The organism is Pseudoalteromonas sp. NCCP-2140, from assembly GCF_023708065.1.
GTDB lineage: Bacteria > Pseudomonadota > Gammaproteobacteria > Enterobacterales > Alteromonadaceae > Pseudoalteromonas.
Window position 1 is genome coordinate 293,918 of record NZ_BRCZ01000002.1, and the last position, 20,669, is coordinate 314,586.

Annotated in this window: 16 protein-coding genes and 1 pseudogene; 10 read left to right on the forward strand and 7 right to left on the reverse strand. The window is 41.0% G+C overall.

Annotation, left to right across the window (positions count from 1 at the left end; translation table 11 throughout):
- Complete coding sequence (locus NFU46_RS05305) at window positions 1–921, reverse strand: AEC family transporter (RefSeq protein ID WP_251600351.1); 921 nt, start codon at window positions 919–921, stop codon at window positions 1–3.
- Window positions 922–945: 24 nt separating this feature from the next.
- Complete coding sequence (smrB, locus tag NFU46_RS05310; protein ID WP_054562116.1) at window positions 946–1,503, reverse strand: endonuclease SmrB; 558 nt, start codon at window positions 1,501–1,503, stop codon at window positions 946–948.
- Between the two features lie 101 nt (window positions 1,504–1,604).
- Between smrB and prmB the strand changes: the two genes are divergently transcribed.
- Both prmB and aroC read left to right on the forward strand, forming a co-directional pair.
- Entirely contained in the window at window positions 1,605–2,540 is a 936-nt protein-coding gene (gene prmB / locus NFU46_RS05315; RefSeq protein ID WP_251600354.1) for a 50S ribosomal protein L3 N(5)-glutamine methyltransferase, read from the forward strand.
- A 65-nt stretch (window positions 2,541–2,605) separates the two neighbouring features.
- Entirely contained in the window at window positions 2,606–3,706 is a 1,101-nt protein-coding gene (aroC, locus tag NFU46_RS05320; protein WP_062569802.1) for a chorismate synthase, read from the forward strand.
- A gap of 87 nt (window positions 3,707–3,793) precedes the next feature.
- Here aroC and NFU46_RS05325 read toward each other — a convergent pair whose 3' ends face one another.
- From NFU46_RS05325 to NFU46_RS05340, 4 genes are all read right to left on the reverse strand, one after another.
- The gene (locus NFU46_RS05325; protein ID WP_251600357.1) at window positions 3,794–4,252 is read right to left on the reverse strand and encodes a hypothetical protein; all 459 of its coding nucleotides are present in this window, start codon (window positions 4,250–4,252) and stop codon (window positions 3,794–3,796) included.
- Window positions 4,242–4,949, reverse strand: a complete 708-nt coding sequence (locus tag NFU46_RS05330; RefSeq protein WP_251600360.1) for a lipase family protein — start codon at window positions 4,947–4,949, stop codon at window positions 4,242–4,244. The genes NFU46_RS05325 and NFU46_RS05330 overlap by 11 nt, the downstream gene beginning before the upstream one ends.
- Before the next feature lies 1 nt (window position 4,950).
- Entirely contained in the window at window positions 4,951–5,583 is a 633-nt protein-coding gene (locus NFU46_RS05335; protein ID WP_251600365.1) for a DUF4198 domain-containing protein, read from the reverse strand.
- 78 nt (window positions 5,584–5,661) lie between these two features.
- Window positions 5,662–7,668 (reverse strand): fused MFS/spermidine synthase, encoded by a 2,007-nt coding sequence (locus NFU46_RS05340; protein WP_251600369.1) that lies wholly within the window; start codon window positions 7,666–7,668, stop codon window positions 5,662–5,664.
- A 130-nt stretch (window positions 7,669–7,798) separates the two neighbouring features.
- Between NFU46_RS05340 and NFU46_RS05345 the strand changes: the two genes are divergently transcribed.
- Window positions 7,799–9,799, forward strand: a complete 2,001-nt coding sequence (locus NFU46_RS05345; RefSeq protein ID WP_251600372.1) for a winged helix-turn-helix domain-containing protein — start codon at window positions 7,799–7,801, stop codon at window positions 9,797–9,799.
- A gap of 13 nt (window positions 9,800–9,812) precedes the next feature.
- Here the strand turns inward: NFU46_RS05345 and NFU46_RS05350 are convergent, their stop codons facing one another.
- Window positions 9,813–10,652: a LysR family transcriptional regulator gene (locus NFU46_RS05350; RefSeq protein WP_251600375.1), complete on the reverse strand. Its 840-nt coding sequence runs from the start codon at window positions 10,650–10,652 to the stop codon at window positions 9,813–9,815.
- A gap of 101 nt (window positions 10,653–10,753) precedes the next feature.
- On the opposite strand from NFU46_RS05350, the gene NFU46_RS05355 reads away from it, so the two are divergent.
- The 7 genes and pseudogenes from NFU46_RS05355 (at window position 10,754) to NFU46_RS05385 (ending at window position 20,653) form a co-directional block, all read left to right on the forward strand.
- Entirely contained in the window at window positions 10,754–11,404 is a 651-nt protein-coding gene (locus tag NFU46_RS05355) for a glutathione S-transferase family protein (protein WP_251600378.1), read from the forward strand.
- Between the two features lie 175 nt (window positions 11,405–11,579).
- Window positions 11,580–12,743: a GGDEF domain-containing protein gene (locus tag NFU46_RS05360; RefSeq protein ID WP_251600381.1), complete on the forward strand. Its 1,164-nt coding sequence runs from the start codon at window positions 11,580–11,582 to the stop codon at window positions 12,741–12,743.
- 944 nt (window positions 12,744–13,687) lie between these two features.
- A pseudogene (locus tag NFU46_RS05365) lies at window positions 13,688–15,280 on the forward strand (HD-GYP domain-containing protein); the annotation flags it as partial.
- Between the two features lie 123 nt (window positions 15,281–15,403).
- Window positions 15,404–18,580 carry an HD domain-containing phosphohydrolase gene (locus NFU46_RS05370; protein WP_251600386.1) on the forward strand — a complete coding sequence of 1,059 codons (3,177 nt, stop codon included), beginning with the start codon at window positions 15,404–15,406 and terminating at the stop codon, window positions 18,578–18,580.
- Between the two features lie 90 nt (window positions 18,581–18,670).
- Window positions 18,671–19,240 (forward strand): elongation factor P hydroxylase, encoded by a 570-nt coding sequence (locus tag NFU46_RS05375; protein ID WP_058586361.1) that lies wholly within the window; start codon window positions 18,671–18,673, stop codon window positions 19,238–19,240.
- Window positions 19,230–20,372, forward strand: a complete 1,143-nt coding sequence (locus NFU46_RS05380) for an ATP-NAD kinase family protein (protein ID WP_251600390.1) — start codon at window positions 19,230–19,232, stop codon at window positions 20,370–20,372. The genes NFU46_RS05375 and NFU46_RS05380 overlap by 11 nt, the downstream gene beginning before the upstream one ends.
- Window positions 20,373–20,374: 2 nt before the next feature.
- A complete protein-coding gene (locus NFU46_RS05385) occupies window positions 20,375–20,653 on the forward strand; it encodes a YfcL family protein (RefSeq protein ID WP_054553188.1) in 279 nt (92 codons plus the stop codon).
- Window positions 20,654–20,669: the final 16 nt, after the last annotated feature.

Consider the following 20,669-nt stretch of genomic DNA (forward strand, 5'->3'; position numbering starts at 1 on the left):
CTAAAGTAAAATACTTAACCAGATGCTAAAGCTCACCACACTCAATACTGTTGAAAGCACGACGCTACTTGCCAGTGTCGCTTGGTGTTGCTTAATTTGATTGGCGATTAGATAAGCGTTGACCCCTAAAGGAGAGGCGCTTAAAAGTACTAACACGTTCAGTAATGATTGCTCTAGATTGAATACGCTGCCTGCAAAAAAGTAGACCCCGCACGGTAACACAACAAGCTTGATGATGGTTGCGATGAGTGAGGCTTGTAAGTTGTCGGCCACTTTATAAAACGCAAGGTTCGCCCCTAATACAAATAACGCACAGGCAATGGCAGGTTTGGCAAGTAGACTCAGGCCATTTGCTAAATTATCAAAAAGTGTAAAGCCAAGTAGGTTAACAGCCAAGCCGCTACTGATGCTTAACACGACTGGATTCAGCAGCATGTTTTTAGCAAATGCTCGCCAAGAGAATGTTTGCTGCGACTTAGCACTGAGCAAAAAGGTAAGGGTAAACAAAAGTGCGCTATGAAAAGTGATGATCATAAAGACAATGCCGACCATCTGTTGGCCAAGTGCAGCAATAATAATAGGTAAACCTACCAGTACTGTATTTGAGTAACTACTGCCAAGGGCAAATACAGCATGACGTGACGGCGCAGATTGCTTGCTTATAAGGTAGCGGTCAAGAACATAGCCGAGGGCGTAAATGGCCAATACTGGAATGTAAAAGCTCAAAAAGCCTGCAATAGACACACTATTTTGTAAATCGGCTTGGGCCATATTTAAAAATAGAAAAGCAGGCACACTGATATAAAAAGTAAACTTACTTAAACCTGCTATATGCTCTTTCGATAAAAACGTGCTTCGCGAGCTGATGTAACCACTTAACACGATAAAAATCAGTGGAAAGATAATCGAAAAAATATGCACTTTAGGCCTTATGACAAGAAGACGTTAGCGTCTGAACTCATCACTTTGTGGAAGATTAATTAAAATAAGTACCGCACCTTTACCACCAAATTCAAGAGGTGCTTGGTGCATCGCAATCACATCAGGGTGTTGTACTAAATATTGCGGTACCTTGTGTTTAAGTATGCGCTCACCAATGCCATGCACAACACAAGCGCAATAGTAATGCTGTTTTTTACACTCATGAATTAAACCTGCTAGCTCATCTTTGGCTAATTCTTTATTTAAGCCATGTAAATCAAGGGTTAAATCTGGTGGGTAATCTCCACGGCGAAGTTGTTTTGCTAAAAAGCTATCGTGACCTGGTTTGACATAACTTACGGTGCCATGAGTGTCGATGTCTGGTACATATTCATCAGAAAAGAAAAATTCTGCCTGATGTTGCTTTTTTTGCTGGGAAAATTGCTTCGCTTGTGACACTTTAGGCTTATTGGTGAATCGAATAGTGTCTTGTTTAAATGCTTTGGCACCACTGATACTCTGACGAAATAAGTCAATATCGTCAGTGCTAATGTGGTTGTTGGCGTGGGGATCTTTTTTCATGGCGGCAGTCTAAACAAAAAAACGCTAAAAATCGAGTAAAAACCAACTGAAAAGACGGTACAATACGCGTCAGAACAGACTTTGAAAGTTAAGGAACATACATGAACCATTTCCAGATAGAAGACGCAATTTTAGACGAGGCAATTGCAGAACTTTCAACGTTGCATGATTGGTTACGTTGGACAACCAGTCAATTTGCCAGCAGTGGTATTTTCTTTGGGCACGGCACAGATAACGCGTGGGATGAAGCAGTTAGCTTACTATTACCCGCATTAAGCTTGCCAATCGACGCGCCAAAAGAGTTAATGCATGCGCGTTTAACCAGCACCGAGAAAAATCGTTTAGCTGAACTAATTGCAGAGCGTATTAATGATTGTACGCCAGTACCGTACCTGACCAACACCGCGTGGTTTGCAGGTATGCCTTTTTATGTTGATGAGCGCGTGTTAATTCCACGTTCGCCATTTGCAGAGTTAATTAATAATCGCTTTGCACCTTGGTTAGAAGAGCCAAGCTCAGTAACGCGCATTCTTGATTTATGTACCGGCTCTGCATGTATCGCTATTGCACTTGCACAAGCATTTGAAGAGGCACAGGTTGATGCGGTTGATATTTCATATGAAGCGCTCGAAGTTGCTGATATTAATATTAGCGATTACATGCTAAATGACCGTGTATTGCCAATACAGTCAGACGTGTTTAGTGGTGTTCCGGGTCAAAAATATGACCTGATCGTAGCTAACCCACCGTATGTTGATGCTGAAGATATGGCTGATTTACCTCGTGAATTCCATCACGAGCCAGAGCTTGGTTTAGCATCGGGTCATGATGGTCTTGATATTACTCGCACCATCCTAGCTGAAGCTGCAGAGCATCTAACTGATAACGGTTTGTTATTTGTCGAAGTTGGTAACTCTATGGTACATATGGAAGAGCTGTACCCAGGCGCACCATTTGAGTGGGTTGAATTTGAACAAGGTGGTCTTGGCGTGTTTGTGATCAGCAAACAGCAACTTGTTAACTATTTCGAAGATTAACAGCAGATTTTAAAAGCCGAGCCTGAGGGCTCGGTCTCAGTAGTCATTAGGAATGAGGAAAATTAATGGCAGGTAATAGCATCGGGCAACTATTTAAAGTGTCCACCTTTGGTGAGAGCCACGGCGTTGCATTAGGCGGCGTTGTTGATGGCACACCAGCAGGTCTTGAAATTAGCGAGGCCGATTTACAAATTGATTTAGACCGTCGCAAGCCGGGGCAAAGTCGTTATACAACACAGCGCCGCGAAAGTGACGAAGTAAAAATTCTTTCTGGTGTTTTCGAAGGTAAAACCACAGGTACTAGTATTGGTTTACTGATTGAAAACACCGATCAACGTTCAAAAGATTACGGCAAAATTGCCGATGTATTTCGCCCAGGTCATGGTGATTATACCTATTGGCATAAATACGGTATTCGTGACTACCGAGGTGGTGGTCGCTCTTCTGCCCGTGAAACAGCGATTCGTGTAGCGGCGGGTGCAATTGCAAAAAAATACTTAAAACAATTTCATGGTATTGAAGTACGTGCTTGTTTGAGCCAACTTGGGCCAATTAAAGCAGAAGATTACAACTGGGATGAAGTGGAAAACAATGCATTTTTCTTCCCTGATCCGAGTAAATTAGACGCGCTTGATGAATACATGCGCGACCTAAAAAAACAAGGTGATTCGGTAGGCGCTAAAGTTAAAGTGGTTGCTAAAAATGTGCCTGTTGGTCTTGGCGAGCCAGTATTTGATCGCCTAGATGCAGAGCTAGCACACTCATTAATGAGCATTAATGCGGTAAAAGGCGTTGAGATTGGTGATGGCTTTGATGTGGTTGAGCAAAAAGGCTCTGAACACCGTGATGAGTTAACTCCTGATGGTTTCACATCTAATCACGCGGGCGGTGTACTTGCAGGTATCTCGACAGGGCAAGACATCATTGCCTCTATCGCACTTAAGCCAACTTCAAGCATTACCATACCGGGTAACAGCATTAATACCAGCAACGAAGCGGTAGAGATGATCACCAAAGGACGTCATGATCCCTGTGTAGGTATTCGTGCAATTCCTATTGCTGAGGCGATGATGGCGATTACTTTAATGGACCACTTATTGCGCCAACGTGGTCAAAACCCACATGTAAGCCACGAACATGGACCAATCAAAGGTTCGATTGATTAACTTGGTTTGATTTAGCAAAGAACTATAAACTTAAAACGCGGCTCTAATATTGCCGCGTTTTTGATTGCAGAAGGTCAATAAAGAAACTTAAATACGATCAATTGCCTGCTTTGCTACCATGTATAGCTTTTTGATCATTAAACCTAATACCCAACGAATAAATTGAGCGGTAAGCTCTTTGACTTCATATGATGCTTTACCAACAAACGCGAGCATATGGCCAATTAACCCTTTTAACTCTTCTGTAAGCTCGACAAATTTAACCACTGATTCATATAGGCAGCGGGCTAAAATATCATAAAAAGTTAACCCGACAGTTAAACCTGCCTGTGCAGAGATGATGGCGTATTGTCCTGTTTTCTTTAAAAAAGTAATTAAGCCATTGGTAATTACTCGCTGCCAGTTAAGCGAGAATCTAACATTAAAGCGCTGATCATACTTTAATACAGTATGGTTGTAGTGAAGGGGTTTAATTGAACTTTCCATGCTGGCGTAGTCTTGATAGGCGGCAACAGTATTAGCGTAACCAGGAGCATCACCTTCCATAGAATGAGCTGCAATAGTTAAAAAAAGCCCCCTCATTCATTGCCGTTTGATATTCGCTAGATGTATGGCTAAACGGCCAAGCAGGTACGCACGGGACGGGGTCTGCGCCATGTGTAACGCGATACTGGCCAATATTGTGAGCGGCAGAATGTACGGAGTGGTTTAATACAACCCGCGGCGCACCAAAGGTATATAAATTTACAGGAAGCCCTTTTTCGCTTGCCCAAATTGCCGTGAGTTGTGCGATGGCACCACCAAGGCTATGCCCAACAAGGTGCAAGTACTTAGGTTTATGACTTTTTACATAAGCCTCAAACATGGGTTTCATACAGGTAAATGCTTTTTCGAAACCAGAATGCACCTCTAAGTTTTTAGGTCCATGAGTAATGGCTACATTTAAATTTGTTAGCCAATCAGAGCAGGAGGTAAAAACTGTCCCACGGATACCTATAATATGATGACCTTTAAATTTGGGGGATGTACCTTCTGCTGTTAAGGCAAACCCGGTACTGCGGTTTAGAAGTTGGTTAATTAAGCCTCCACTGACACCTTTTATTTGATTGGTGGTGATTTTAAAGTTGTCTCTAAATGTCGGGTGGAAAACACCGCTAAAACTTGTTGAGCTTCTAATATCGTAAACCCTTGCTGCGGCACTCGCTGCAATGCTTGGCGGTAACACTGCTTGGACTCTTTCCATGTTAATCTTCCTTGATGTTACGTTCAGTTAAGTTATTAAAATCACCATTATTAATTCTATATTCTCTATCTCCGTCATATAACCAAAATGGCATATAGTCCGTTTCCCAACGACAAATACTCGATGCTACATAATTCAAATGTTCGTTATTACTATTTTTAAATTCAAAATCAACGCGTTTATTAGTTAATTCACATTTTAGGAATGCTAATTTTTTACTATACTCGGGAATTTCTTTAATCCCAGACTGAGTTGCAACCCATAAAGGAGTTAGCTCATCACCTCTCTCAATAAAAATTTCTTGAGAAACACGGTGCTCAGCAATCAATTTATTAGGTATTGAGGATAAAATTGTTTTCTTAGGAAAGTGAAAGTACCCGTTTTCATCGGTTTTTGTAGTGTTGCGATGAACTTTTTCATCTATGTAGATTAATGAGCGAATTATCTCTAAGTTAGCAATGGGTTTACCATTTTCAGTCACAATACCATTGACTTCTGGGCTTAAAAATACTTCTTTTTTCTTTCTGAACCAGCTAAACATATCGTCTCCTTGACCTATAGCTGTGAAAATAATTACACACGCATAGAGGACTAGAATGATGTGGGTAATTTTATTTGTAATTGATTTTTTCATAAGCAATCCGTGCGTATTTAGGGAACACTAATAGATTGAAAAACAGATGTAAAGTTGATTGTTTCTTTTTTATGCCTATTAGAATTTTAATAAGGGGAGTAGGCTGTGTTTGCTATCAGTCCACAGTGCCAGCTCGCTATGTGGGTAGCGTTTAATAGGCGACAAATCACTGATAGATACACGATTTAAAAAAGCCTGATTATCAGTTAGCACCACCCAGTCTGAGCCTATGTCTGATGGGCTATGGCCTTGATAGCTAAACTTTAACATTGCCTTATTAAAATGTTGGCTATGTGCCTGTAATACAGGCAGTAAGTCGATATGATTATTTGAAATATGCACAATCAATACGCCATTTTCATTGAGCCTTTGCCAATAAAGTGACATTGCTTCTTGGGTTAGCAAATGCGCAGGAATTACATCACTTGAAAATGCATCAATAATTAAAACATCAAATATTTCGTTCGCATTATTTTTTAGCGCAATACGACCATCCCCTAAGCTGACTGTGAGCTTGGCTTCACTGTTTTCTAAATATGAGAAATAACGCTTTGCCATCTCGTATACAGCAGGGTTTAGCTCAAAAAAGTGAATACTATCCTGTTGGTCTGCAAACCGAGCTAAAACGCCTGCACCTAAACCAATCACGCCAATGTTCAGTGCGCTGTGTTGCTTTAGTATGGCAAGTGATTTAGCGACACCAGTATGCTGGTGGTAATAACTTTGCCCAAACTGTTGGCTTGGATTTAGTGGCTCTGAGCCATGAATCGTGGTGCCGTCAATTAAGCGCCTTTCTTTTATTGATTGAGTGTTTATATCTTTAACCGCTAAATAGCCATAAAAGTTGCGGCTAGTCGCAACGTTATATTGGTTAAAGTTTACCGCTAAAAAACAATAGCATGCTAACCAAGTAACTGAGCTGGTTGCGAGAGCGAATTTGAGCTGTTTTGTTTTTGTTCTAGCTTTTAATTGGTAGTAACACACAGAACTAAAAATAACCGCTAATGTAAGTAAATACTCGTCAATCTGGACAAATAGCAATGGGGCAATGAGCGTACTGAAAAGCGAACCTAACACACCGCCAAGGGCAATATAAAAATAAAAAATGGTAAATTGCTCGTTTTCAGGGGCTTTGTTTCTCAGTTCACCATGACAGATCATACCGGCGGTTAATAGAATCAGGCTGTAAATTATAAGCTGGGCTAGGGCATTGAATAAGCTGCCAAAATAAAACATTAACAGACCTGCAAACGCCGAAAATATAAACACATATGCCCACACATGACGATGATAATTTGCTTTATTGGCAAACGTATAACTAAAGGTGAGCAAGTAAATTACAAGAGGTAATGACCAAAGTAATGGCATGGGTGGAATATTAGTGCTGATCATATGCGTGGTAGATACCAACATGGCTGAGCTTAAGGCACTTAATAACAGCCATTGACCTTTGCCTTTTAAAAGCGTGACAGGCCTAGTTTGCATAGACGCTCTTGATAAATCGGGTGCTTTTTTTAGTAAAAATATTACTAGAAGTGCTAATAACAAGCAGTAGCTGATAAGTCCAAATAGCCAGTATGTAGTTTGCTGCTCTAAAGAAAATAGTAATTCATAAACGAGCGGGTAGCTCATTAATGCCAGTAAAGAACCCAAGTTTGAGATGGAATACCAATGGTAAGGCACCTGTGCTGAAGCAGTTTGCACATACCATCTTTGTAAAAGTACGCTAGTAGCGCTCAGTAGAATAAATATTGGACCAATTTCTATAAATAAATTAACAAACACCGCAAGCGTAGGCGGCCAATTTGTGAGAGTTGGAGCTGCAAATTCTGTTACAACGATGAGTGTGGCAAAGCTGACTAAAACTATATGGGTGACTACCTGCAACTTAATATGAAAGCGACCCATGTTATGCGCATAGAAATAGCCAATAAGTAACATGACTTGATAAAACACTAAACTCGCTGACCAGATAGAGGCACCGCCACCAAATTGCGGTAGAAGTTGCTTTGAAAGCATCGGCTGAATTTGAAAAATTAAAAAAGCACTGATGAAAATAGTGAGCGTTGATAAATATTTATACATTGTTTTTATTACCTATTTTGAGATAGCAAAAACAATCCAATAGCCACAGCAAAGTGACAATGGAGTAACCCTTGAGTTTCTCTTAAGAAAACCTTAATCTTTGATTCGTAAATATTTATTGGAGAAGTAAGTGGCGCGTTATCGAATCGGTAAATTTGCAATTGATGAGAGTCGATGTTTAATTTCATCGCAAGATTATGAGCAAATAGTCGAGCCAAAGGTCATGGATGTATTACATACCCTTTATTTAAATAAAGGTGAAGTTGTAAGCCAAGAAGTAATCTTTGCAAAAGTGTGGCCTAATGCTACCTATAACCCCAGTTCGGTACAGCGTTGTATCGCATTACTACGAAAAGCACTCCAAGAAGATGCCAAAAATCCGCAGTATATAATTACACACCCTAAGCGCGGTTATAGCCTTGAAAAAGTAACACAGGGGCAAAGCAAAAAACTAAAAGCGCAACATCTTGGGTTGCTGTTTGTTTTATTAATAAGCCTTATTGCTATTGCGTGGCAACTAATCCCTAAACAGCAAGATACTGCTCACTTTACCCAGTTGATGCCACTCACTTCGAGTGAACTAAATGAAGCTAATTTGTCACTTTCAAATAGTGGTAAGTACCTTGCTTTTGTTAGAGGTAATAAAGGAAGTCAGCAGATTTGGATTAAAGAGCTTGCGACTGAGCGAGAGGTGAGGCTAACTGAAGACGCAGCAAGCTACTACGCTTTGGGGTGGTCGACCTCCGATAATGCGATTGCGTTTGTGAAAAGCGCAGAGCAGAAACAATATCTGAACACATTAAGCATTGATTTATCGAAATTTCAGCCATTAGAACAAGCGACGGTGAGTGTTTTAAATGACACCGTTGTAACCAGTCACCACATCGATTGGCATGCTGATAAGCTCTATTACATAGAAAAAGATAAACTACACAACGATACTCGACTCGTTTCACTTAACTTAGATTCTAAACAAAAGGAACATTTGCTAGCTGCCACACAGCAAGATTGGTTACTTGTTAATGCGTTATCGAAAGACGGCCGTATAGTCGCAATGGGGATTGAAGCGGGGCAAAACAAATACCGTATTGATGTACTCGACCTGGCCAGTAAAAAAATACAAACTATTGCTATCATAGAAAACGGTATTCAAGGGTTAAGTTGGCACCCGAACAATCAAGCACTATTGATTAGCCAACGAAATCAGCTTGTTAATCTGGATCTTGATGGTGAGCAGCAGTTAATTTCATTTAATAATTATCAAATAATCCGTGATGCCCAGTACACACCAGACGCTGAAGCCATTTTGATGGAGCTAGTGAATGTTGATGTAGATATTGTTAGCCAAACACGGGCTAACCCTGACAATCTGACTAAACTCGTAGATACCTCATCAATCGACTTTCTACCCGTGTTTTCGCCAGACTCAACTAAATTTGTTTTTGAGTCTCATCGTTTTGGATTAAAACAATTATTCTTATACGATAATGGCAAGCAAACGCGCATTTTTGCTAACCCTGATAATCATGAGTTATTTGGCATTGTTTGGAGCCAGGACGCACGACAGGTTTACACTGCTAGTAAAGATTCATTATTTAAAATTGATTTAAACAGTGGTACTTACGAAACAATTCCTCACGGCAATCATTCTTTCTATTTGAGAGAAATGTATCACAATGAAGACGCGATTTTAGTTTCATATCGAGCGGAGGATGGACAGACGTTTCATCCAGCAAAATTCGATTTAACAAGCCTAACTTTGACACCTTTCACAGGCTCAGGGAAACGTTTAAGCTGCTATGGCATGGATTTAGATGAGCAAGACCAGATCTATTTTTCAAATAGCAACGAAGTGTTTCGAGTTAATAGGCGAGGAGATACTGAGACTGTTTGGCGAGCTGCTAACAATGATATCATTGGTATATCTGTAAGTAACCAGCAATTAGCGGTCACTATGGAGCATGCTGATACTATTAACTTCCAACGTATTGATTTGGCAACCGCTGCAACAGAAAGTTGGCAATTAACTCAACCTAAGCAACATATGCTGATCAACAGTGCCCATGATTTAACAGAGTTTTTATACCTTACAGAGCCTAATAGAACTCGTAAGTTAGTAAAGCTTCTTTAGCTTGATATGTTTTTTACGTCTTAATCAACTCCACAAGCTGTTTAAGCTGCTCATGACTGAGAGGGTTGTGGGCGTGATTACCGTATAGCAGGACAATATCAATAACAGGCAGTACCGGAAGTGAGGTACCGCTGATCTCTTCCACACCCGATTGCATGCTTATTCGCGCCATACTGCCAATTGCCAGTCCCTGTTTAATCAAGCCATGTAACGCTCCCGCTGAGCCACAACAGGCAATAATATTAAAACGACGCTCGGCCTTTAATAGACCCTCAATACTGGCTTGGTGAAACTTACAGTCTCGTTGAAACAAGGCGATTGGAAGTGGGGTTGAATCGTTAATCTCAAAAGCAGGGCTTTTCACCCACACGCCTTGGCTTGATTGCAATAAGTAGCCTTCTTCGCTGTCTGGCGAGCGAGTGGCAATTACTAAATCGAGCAAACCTTGGTCTAGTTTGGCTCTAAGCTCAGTACTAGGGGCGCAGCTTATTTGTAAATCCAGTGCATTAAATTGTTGGTGTAAAGCATCAACCAGCTGTGGTAGTAAAGAGTGGGCATAGTCGTCAGGGCAGCCAATGCGCACACGTAAATTGCCAGTGCCTGCTTTTAATTGCTTAAAGGCTTCATCATGAAGCGCTATCAATTGCTTTGCATAGCTTGCTAGCTGGTGGCCTTGATGGGTTAGCACCAGTTGACGACCTTGCTTTTCAAATAGCGGACTTGCGAGGTCTTGTTCAAGCTTTTTCATTTGCATACTTACCGCAGATTGGGTTCTGCAAATTTGTGCTGCAGCGCGGGTGAAACTGCCTGTATCAACAAAGGCACAAAAAGTTCTGAGGGCATCAATATCCATAATGTATCAGCTTTTCTTATGGGTAGCATCAAAACAATTGGCGAGTAATTACCCAATTGCTGTTTTATAGTGGGTCTAATCTAAACGTTAAAGGAAGCACAATGCAATTATTTATTGGCAATAAAAACTACTCAACTTGGTCATTGCGGGCGTGGTATTTACTAAGTAAATTCAATATTTCTTTTACAGAACAACAATTAGTTTTAGATACGCCTGAGTTTTATGAAGCATTAAAAAGTAAGTTTCCCGTGCAAAAAGTGCCGGCCCTTATTGATGCTGAGTTAATCGTGTGGGATTCACTCGCTATTTGTGAATACATCAATGATGCTTATCTAAATGGTGCTGCTTGGCCTAGTGAAATAGACCAAAGAGCAAAAGCGCGCAGTCTAGCGGCTGAGATGCACTCTGGTTTTGCTGCACTTCGCAGTGAAATGCCAATGAATATTCGCGCTAACAGGCATGTTGAATTATCAGAGCAAGCTAAAAAAGACATTGCGCGTATCGATGAGATATTTTCTGCTCAGCAGCAAAGTTACCCTAACGCATGGTTATTTGGTGAGTTCTCAATTGTTGATGCGATGTTTGCACCTGTGGTGCTGCGCTTCAAAACGTATCAGGTGGAGCTTTCGCATGCTGCACAAGCGTATTGCCTGCACGTACTTAGTTGCCCGGTAATGCAAAGCTGGATCAGCGAAGCCCTTAAAGAAAGCGACATTGTAGACTGTGATGAAGCAGGTGAAGAAATCAACTAACTGAAATTTAGAATATTTTCCTATTTAATTTATTGTCTATTATACTTTTATTTGGGGTTTTTTGTCGTATTTTTATACAAAAATACTAGTTTAATTAATGAGCATACACTCTATACTAGAGTAGTTGCTCTTTAATCTAACACCCCTCACTTCCTTTCGTAGTAGGCATTTATTTATGGGCGCTTTTGCAGCAAAATTATTAAACGAAGATATGTCGATTGAGCGCTATGCTTGCCAATTTAAATCGTTACAGGTTGAGCAAGCATTTTTGCAAAGTAAATTTGCTCAAGATAAAAAAATAGCTCAGTTTCTTACCTGTTTGATTGCAGTTGTTACTTTTTTGGTGACATTCTTTGACAAGATGATCATTCAAGCGAGCTTTTGGCCCGATATTGCCCTGATCGGTAGAGCCGTTACTATATCAGTTTGTTTACTAAGCGCTTTTGGTTTAGGTTTTATAAAAACTCCAGGGCAGTTAAAACCCGTGATTGTCGTGTTTATGGTGTTTTTATTTTTGAATATCCAGTTCATGGTTGTCACCTATGAGCGAAATTATATTTTGCACATGTTTTTTGATGTGATCATTTTGATCACCTTTTACTTTTCAACATTGTTATCTTTGAAGTTATCTTTGTTTTTAGGTGTTGCTTACAGTGTGTTCGCTGTGATTGTTATTTACTCCTATAAAGATATATCCACTCACTCATTTTATGTGGTGATCTTAGCCCATTTGGCAGCTAACTTAGCAGGCATGATTATGGCTGCTCATGAGCATATTATCCGTAGGGAGCTGTTTGTAAGGAATACTCAGCTTGCGCAACTTGCTCACGAAATGAAAACCCAAGCACTCAAAGACTCACTCACTCAACTGCCTAACCGCCGCGCTTTTGATAATGCTTTCCCAGAGTACCAAAGGCTCACTCAGCAGCAACAAGGTGAGTCAAAACAGGTCTGTGTTATTTTGGCTGATATTGATTATTTTAAACGTGTGAATGATACCCATGGCCACGAGGTGGGGGATGTTGTATTACAACGTTTTTCTGCTTTTTTAACTCACTCACTACGTACTTCTGATGATGTATATCGCTTTGGCGGAGAGGAGTTTGTAATTGTACTACCACTATGCTCTGTGCCAGATGCAACGGTTATTATTAATAGTATGATCTCAAGGTTGAACAGTGAAATGTGCGAAGTTGGTGAGTTATCTTTACCAATTCGCGCCAGTTTTGGTTTAACTGTGATGAGAGAAGAGGAGCAAAAATCAGTTATATCAAGAGCTGATGCTGCACTTTATCAGGCTAAAGATGCAGGACGTAATCAATTAGTTATTAAACTTTAATAGCTTAATTATGCGTTAAAACATGTACCTTATAGTCATTTCGGTATAATCTTTAATCATATTATTTTCTTATATTAGCAAGCAAGGAGTCGCGAATGCTAACACGCCACGATAAAGGGTATAAAATTTCAATTAGAGCCAGTGTCTTGCTGGTATTTGCCCTTGCAAGTTTACTCACAGGCGTGGTGGCGATTAGTTTGCATTATTACTTTAGTGAAAAGCTGATACTGCAAACTAAATCAGAACAATTTAAACAAACTAGCCAGCAAATAGCCGATCACATCACCCGAATCAACCATCGTGCCGACAATACCTTAAGCGTGATGATCCACGACACGCGATTATTTTCGAATAGCCAAGATAATAAAGAGATTTTACAGCATGTATTGCTCGAAATTTTAACGCGCCATCCAGACTTTTATTCGCTTATTCTTGGTCATGCTAATGGCGACTTATTACAGGTTATTAATTTAAAAGGCTATGCCAAGCTTCCTTCATCGTTTCAACTTGATGAAGACGATCATTGGCTGGTGTATCAAATTACAGGGCAGGGCAGCGATCGTAAGCAAGTAACCACGTATTTAGACGAGTCGCTCAACGTTCGTAAAAGAGATACGCAAGCGACAGATTACGACCCGCGCACCCGTGTTTGGTTTCAGGATGCAACCAGTACTTCGGTGACGAAAACTGAGCAGTATGTGTTTAACGTATTTGAGGTACCAGGTTATACCTATGCAATTAAATCAGCGCAAACAGGCGATGTATTAGCGATTGATATTGCCAGTGCAAGTTTGAATCATTTTTTAACCGCGCAACAAACTAAAATGAAGCACTTGGTTGAAAGTGAAATGTATGTTTATCGGGGTAATGGCGAGATTATTGCGAGCAGTAAAAATCAAAGCCATCAGCATAGTTTTGCTGATTTATCCCAGTTAGTTAAATTAGATGAGCAGCAATCTGGGCTTGCTAATAAAGCGCATCAATTTGGTAAAATGCTAAGCGTGCAAGAAAAGGGCATAGAAAAGTACATGTTTGTGCTGCCTCTGCCGCTCAGTAGCGATATGCAATCTGATGAAGTGGATTATTTCACCGTACTGGTATCTAAAGATGACGTGTTAGCGGTAATTAAAGAAAAAATACGAATTTCAATTTTTGTCACGGGTTTATTTTTACTTTTGCTGCTGCCCGTTTCATGGTTTTTTGCCTCTTCAATCGTTAACCCAATACTTAAACTAGTGGGTGAGAACAAAAAAATTCAACAGCGCGATTACAATGAGGTCTCAACACTTTCGAGCCATATTTTAGAAATTCATTATTTAGCTAGTTCGATGGTCGATATGAGTCGTTCCATTGAGCAACATGAAAATTCACAAAAAGCGTTGATGGAATCCTTTGTTGAGCTTATTGCGCAAGCCATTGATGATAAATCTCCCTATACGGCAGGGCATTGTGAGCGGGTGCCAGAGCTGGGTATTTGGCTTGCTGATGCAGCATCAGGTTCAACAGATGAGGCGTTTTCTAAGTTCAGCTTTAAAACCCCTGATGAGCGACGCGAGTTTCGTTTAGCAGCTTGGTTGCACGATTGCGGTAAAATCACCTCACCAGAGCATATTGTTGATAAAGGCACTAAGCTCGAAACCATTTATAACCGTATTCATGAAGTACGCACCCGATTTGAAGTGCTGCTGCGTGATGCAAAAATTGCTTACTATGAACAACTATTAGCGCACCCAGAGCAGCAATCTGTGCTTGAGCAAAAGCTTGAGCAACAAACTGAAAAGTTACACGCAGACTTTAGCTTTATTGCTGCCTGTAATGTTGGTGGTGAGTTTATGGATGAAGCGCAGCTGTCTCGTTTACATGAGGTTGCTAGCATTAAGTGGCAGCGCCATTTTGACGCAAGTTTAGGTTTATCACCCCTTGAAGAAATGCGTATGGCTGATTTGAAGAGTCAGCATTTACCTGTCGAAGAGTCACTGCTAAGCGATAAGCCAAGTGATTTAATTCCACACGAAAAAGCCGTTGAGTACCCAGAGAGTTTGGGCATTAATATGGTCATTCCTGAGTATAAATATAACCTTGGCGAAGTGTATAACTTGTCGGTTGCGCGGGGCACGTTAACAGCGGAAGATCGATTTAAGATCAATGAGCATGTGATCAGCACAATTCGTATGCTTGGTAGTGTGCCATTCCCTAAAGAATTAGCGAAAGTTCCGCGTTATGCGTCAACCCATCACGAAACCTTAAAAGGCACCGGTTATCCACGAAAATTAACCGCTGAGCAGTTATCAATACCTGAACGTGTGTTAGTACTTGCTGACATCTTCGAAGCATTAACCGCGGCAGATAGACCTTATAAAAAAGCGAAACCTCTGAGTGTTGCTATTGATATTTTAGCGAAAATGGTCGATGACGATCACATTGACCGTGACGTATTTGAGCTCTTTTTAACTTCAGGTATATACCTAAAATATGCAAAACAGTTTTTACATGAGTCGCAAATCGATTCGGTCGATATTCAAAAATATCTAAGATAATTATTTGCTTATGCTTTAGGCTAATATTGCAGTGTTTTTTGTTTGTAATACAAAGTTATTGGTGTATAAAGATTATACAAGCTAATATTATTTACGAACAAAGCATTGCAAGGAGATGCATAAGTGCTGGTATCTGCTTTTCAAAAACTTAAACAAAAAATTCGTTTTTCGATTCGTCTTACCGTTGTCGCGGTGTTCGTATTAGCCACCTCATTAACAGCTCTGATTGCAATTAGCCTGCAATATTATTTCAGTGAAAAAATGGCTTTAGAAGCCAGTGTTAAAAACTTTAATTTAGCCACCGGCTCCGTTGCTGATTACCTTACTGGGGTGAATGAAAAGTCAGAAAACACATTAAGTGTGATGGTACAAAACAGCAGCCTTATCAGCGCCGACAGCGTAGATAAAAGTGAACTGAGAGATGTCATGAGCGAAATCATGCAGCTCAATCCATTGTTTTATGCCTTATATGTCGGCTATGAAAATGGTGACTTTTATGAGTTAATTAATTTAGAAAGTAGTGAAATTGTTCGCCAGCAGTTGCAAGCCATCGAAGCGGATCGTTGGGTAGTGATCCATATTAGCGGTGAAGGTGCAGAGCGTATTCAGCACACTCATTACTTTGATCAGCAATTTAATTTGCGTATCTCTCAAACAAAGAGTACCAGCTATGATCCGCGAGAGCGTTTGTGGTTTAAGCAAGCAAACTCGACCCGAGTCAATAAAACCAAGCCGTATTTTTTCACTCACTTGCAAGCTCCCGGGCAAACCTATTCGATAAAGTCGGCAAGAGAAAATAGTGTATTGGCGTTAGACGTGAGCCTATCGAGCATCTCTGAGTATTTAAGTAAACAGCAAAGTAAAATGAGCAGCCAGTATTTAAGTGAGCTGTATATTTACAACAAAGAAGGTGAAATTGTTGCCTCTAACCAACAAAAAAATAGCTTACTATTGCCAAGGCTTGAAAAGCTAGCTCTTACTGAAGATCAGCAAAGTGTATTGGCGAAGTACCCTTATTTAAGTGTTTCTAACGAAACCAATTGGCCACCAATGGACTTTAGTGTTGGCGGAAACCCAAAAGGCTATAGTATTGATTATATTAATGGTTTGGCTGAGTTACTTGGAATTAAGGTGACTTTTATTAATGGTTTTACCTGGGCTGAGTTTTTAAGCCAATTTGCAAAAGATGAAATAGACATTATTCAGCCTATTTTTAAAACGCCTGCCAATGAGCCGCTTGGTCTTATGAGCCAAACTATGGCGACCTTACCGTTCAGTATCATTACAGCAAAAGGTTCCACACCCGTTGTTACTATGAAGCAGTTAGCGGGCAAACAGTTGGCTATTGGCGAGGGCTGGTCGGTGATTAACGTGATCAAAGAGCACTTTCCCGACATCGATATTGTTGAGCTACCTAGTACTAAAGCGGTGCTTGATGCAGTAAGCCAAGGGCGCGTCTATGCTGGTTTAGATAACGAGGCGGTATTCAAGTACACCCAAAAGCAGTTTTTTATTGATGGTATTCAGTACAATCAGCTTGATAGTTATAGCCACGATCTACTACCCGATACCCTGCATTTATTGTTTCATCCAGAGGATGCAGCGCTTAAAGACTTAATCGATATGGCAATCACTCAGTTGCCAAATTCGTACATTGCTGCACTCGAGCGAAAATGGTTAGGGAGCGATGCCAGTCAGCAAACACAAGTTATTGGCACTGTGCCATATCCTGAGTTTCTAACTTTAATTACAGATGAAACAAACTTTGCCCATTTACGTTTGATGACCCTAAATGGCATTGAAAAGTACGTGTATATCACTCCGCTTTCAGAAGGGGGCATTAATAGCGATTACTTAGCGATAGTGGTGCCGAAAGAGGGGGTACTAAGCTCTACCCGTGAGAAAATTAAGCTCTCTATTTTTATCACTGCCGCATGCTTAATTATGGTATTGCCGGTGTCGTGGTTTTTTGCCTCACCCATTGTTGCACCTATTAAGACCTTAGAGGGCGAAAACTTAAAGATAAAGCGCCGTCAGTTTGACCAAGTTTCAACGTTAAAAAGCAATATTAAAGAAATCAATAACCTGGCTACCTCTATGGTGCAAATGAGTCAATCTATTCAGCAGCATGAGCAAAATCAAAAAGCCTTAATGGAATCATTTATTGAGCTTATTGCGCAGGCCATCGATGATAAATCGCCTTATACAGCAGGGCACTGCGAGCGGGTACCAGAGCTGGGCATTATGCTGGCCAAAGCGGCTTCAAGCTCCAATGAACACGCTTTTAAAGAGTTTGCCTTTAAAAATAAAGACGAGTTAAGAGAGTTTAGCCTCGCGGCTTGGCTACATGACTGCGGTAAAATCACCACCCCAGAGCATATCGTCGACAAAGGCACTAAGTTAGAAACCATTTATAACCGTATTCATGAAGTGCGTACACGTTTTGAAGTACTGTGGCGAGATGCAGAAATCGCTTATTTAAAAGCATTGCAAAGTTCACCAGAAAAGCAACCTGAGCTCGAGGCTGAGCTTGGCAAACGCCAAGCAGAATTACGCAGTGATTTTTCGTTTATCGCAGCTTGCAATGTGGGTGGCGAATTTATGGATGAAGCAAGTCTTAAGCGTTTAGAGGCGCTAAGTAACATAACGTGGCAGCGACATTTTAACGATAAGGTAGGCCTTTCTCCAGTTGAAGAGCTGCGAGTTCACAGCAGCGATGAGCAGTTGCCTGTTACTGAAAAGCTACTTTCAGATAAGCCTGAACATCTGATCACCCATGATAAACCTATTGAGTATGACGAGCGCTTAGGCATTAAAGTAAGCATTCCTGAATACAAGTATAATCTTGGTGAGCTGTATAACTTGCAAATTCAGCGCGGTACGTTAACAAACGAAGACCGCTTTAAAATTAATGAGCATATTATCAGCACTATTCGAATGCTCGATAATGTGCCGTTCCCTGAAGAGTTAGCACGGGTGCCACGTTATGCCTCGACCCATCACGAAACTCTAAAAGGCACGGGGTATCCGCGTAAGTTATCTGCAGATGATTTATCGATACCTGAGCGTGTGCTAGTGCTAGCTGATATCTTCGAGGCATTAACCGCAGCCGATAGACCTTATAAAAAAGCCAAGCCACTCAGTGTTGCCATTGATATTTTAGCCAAGATGGTAGCCGATCAGCATGTTGATGAAGATGTGTTTAAATTGTTCTTAACATCAGGTATTTACCTTGAATATGCAAAACGCTATTTAAACCCAGAACAAATCGATGATGTTGATATCGCAAAATACCTGTAACTGAGGGCGGTTGCTTTTACTTTAGAGTGAAAAGTCCGTACAATTCGCCTCGTTTTTAGTGACGCTTTTAACGAGATGAATTCAAGCCGTATGCATCAGATTGCTGACTTAATCGCTATTTTTGAAAGCACCTTTTATCAAAGCCATAACACGCGTTTGATCAAAGGTGATGATGAACCTATTTACCTGCCTGCTGATGAGCAAACGCCTTATCACCAAATTGTGTTTGCCCACGGTTTTTATGCCAGTGCTTTGCACGAAATTGCTCATTGGCTGGTGGCTGGTGAGGCACGTCGGTTAAAAGAAGATTATGGCTATTGGTATTGCCCAGATGGTCGTGATAAGCACCAGCAAGCTGAATTTGAAGCAGTTGAAGTAAAGCCCCAAGCTATCGAATGGGCGCTCAGTACTGCAGCAGGTTTTGATTTTAATGTATCGGTTGATAATTTAAATGGCGAGCAAACCTGTCGATTCGATTTTCAAGCGCGAGTTCACCAGCAAGTGTTGAGCTTTTTAGCATCTGGCTTTAATCAGCGCACGACAGCACTTCTTAAAGCATTGAGTGATTTCTATAAAACCCCATGGCCACTAACGGCTGCTCAGTTTACGTGGCAGCGCGATTTTCATGGCAACCCAGGAGCTTTATCTGATGCAGTTTAAATTAGGTTTGATTGTAAATCCGGTTGCCGGCTTAGGTGGCAGTGTCGCACTAAAGGGCAGTGATGGCGCAGATACCGCAGCAAAAGCAATGCAACTTGGTGCTGAGCCAAAAGCAAACTTACGCACTCGAGCGGCACTTGAAGTGCTGCTTGCCCATCAAGATGACTTAATCATTTACACTGTAAACGGTGAAATGGGCGAGCAAACGGCAAACCAACTAGGCTTTCAAAGCCAAGTTATTTACCAAACAAACGATATCACCACCCCAGATGACACAGAGCAGGCTGCCAAGCTATTAGTTGAGCAAGGTGTTGACCTTATTTTATTTGCGGGTGGCGATGGTACTGCCCGCAATATTTGCCATGCGGTTGGCGATAGCACTCCTGTATTAGGTATTCCTGCAGGCTGTAAAATTCATTCTGGGGTTTATGCTATTACCCCAAAAGCAGCTGGGCGTGTTGTTGAGATGCTAGTTAAAGGTGAACTTGTCAGCCTTGGTGATGCTGATGTAATGGATATCGACGAAGAGGCATTTCGCGAAGGCACGGTAAAAGCTAAGCGCTATGGTGAAATGCAAGTGCCGAGTGAAGTACGTTATGTACAGGCGGTTAAAAATGGCGGTAAAGAAACCGATGAATTAGTGCTTGCCGATATCGCTGCCTATGTTGTTAGTGAAATGGATGAAGACTGCTTATATGTGATGGGCAGTGGTTCTACAGTCGCGGCAATTATGGAAGAAATGGGCCTTGAAAATACCTTGCTGGGTGTAGACTTAGTGGCAGACCAAGAGCTTATCGCGCAGGATTTAACTGCTCAGCAATTACTTGAACTTACACAAGGTAAAGAAACCAAATTGGTGATCACCTTAATTGGTGGCCAAGGCCATATCTTCGGCCGAGGTAATCAGCAATTAAGCCCTGCACTTATTCGTGCCATTGGTCGCGACAATATTATTGTGGTGGCTACTAAAACTAAATTACAGGCCTTAAATGGCCGACCACTGATTGCCGATACGGGTGATAGTGAGTTAGACGATGAATTAAGTGGTTATATTCGCGTAACCACAGGTTTCAATGACCATATTATGTATGCAGTGGGTCATCAAGATGGGCTGCACCCAGAGGAGAAGTAACAATGAGTTTAGTAAGTTATATTGATGCAGCGCAGCAATATTTTGATGATTTAGTCGATAAAGCAACTGACGACGAGCTATTTGCTGGTGGCTATTTACGTGGTCACTTTGACTTAGCTGTAGGCTATGCACAAGTAGAAGAATTAAACTTATCGATTGATGAGTTAAACAATCAAGTTGAATCTAGCCTAGTTAAAGCTTACCGCAACGGTGAGTTAAACGAAGAAGATAAAGAGCTTGTTGTGCGCCTATGGGATGAAGTGAAAGCACTTGCAGCTTAATCTAATTAAATAAAAT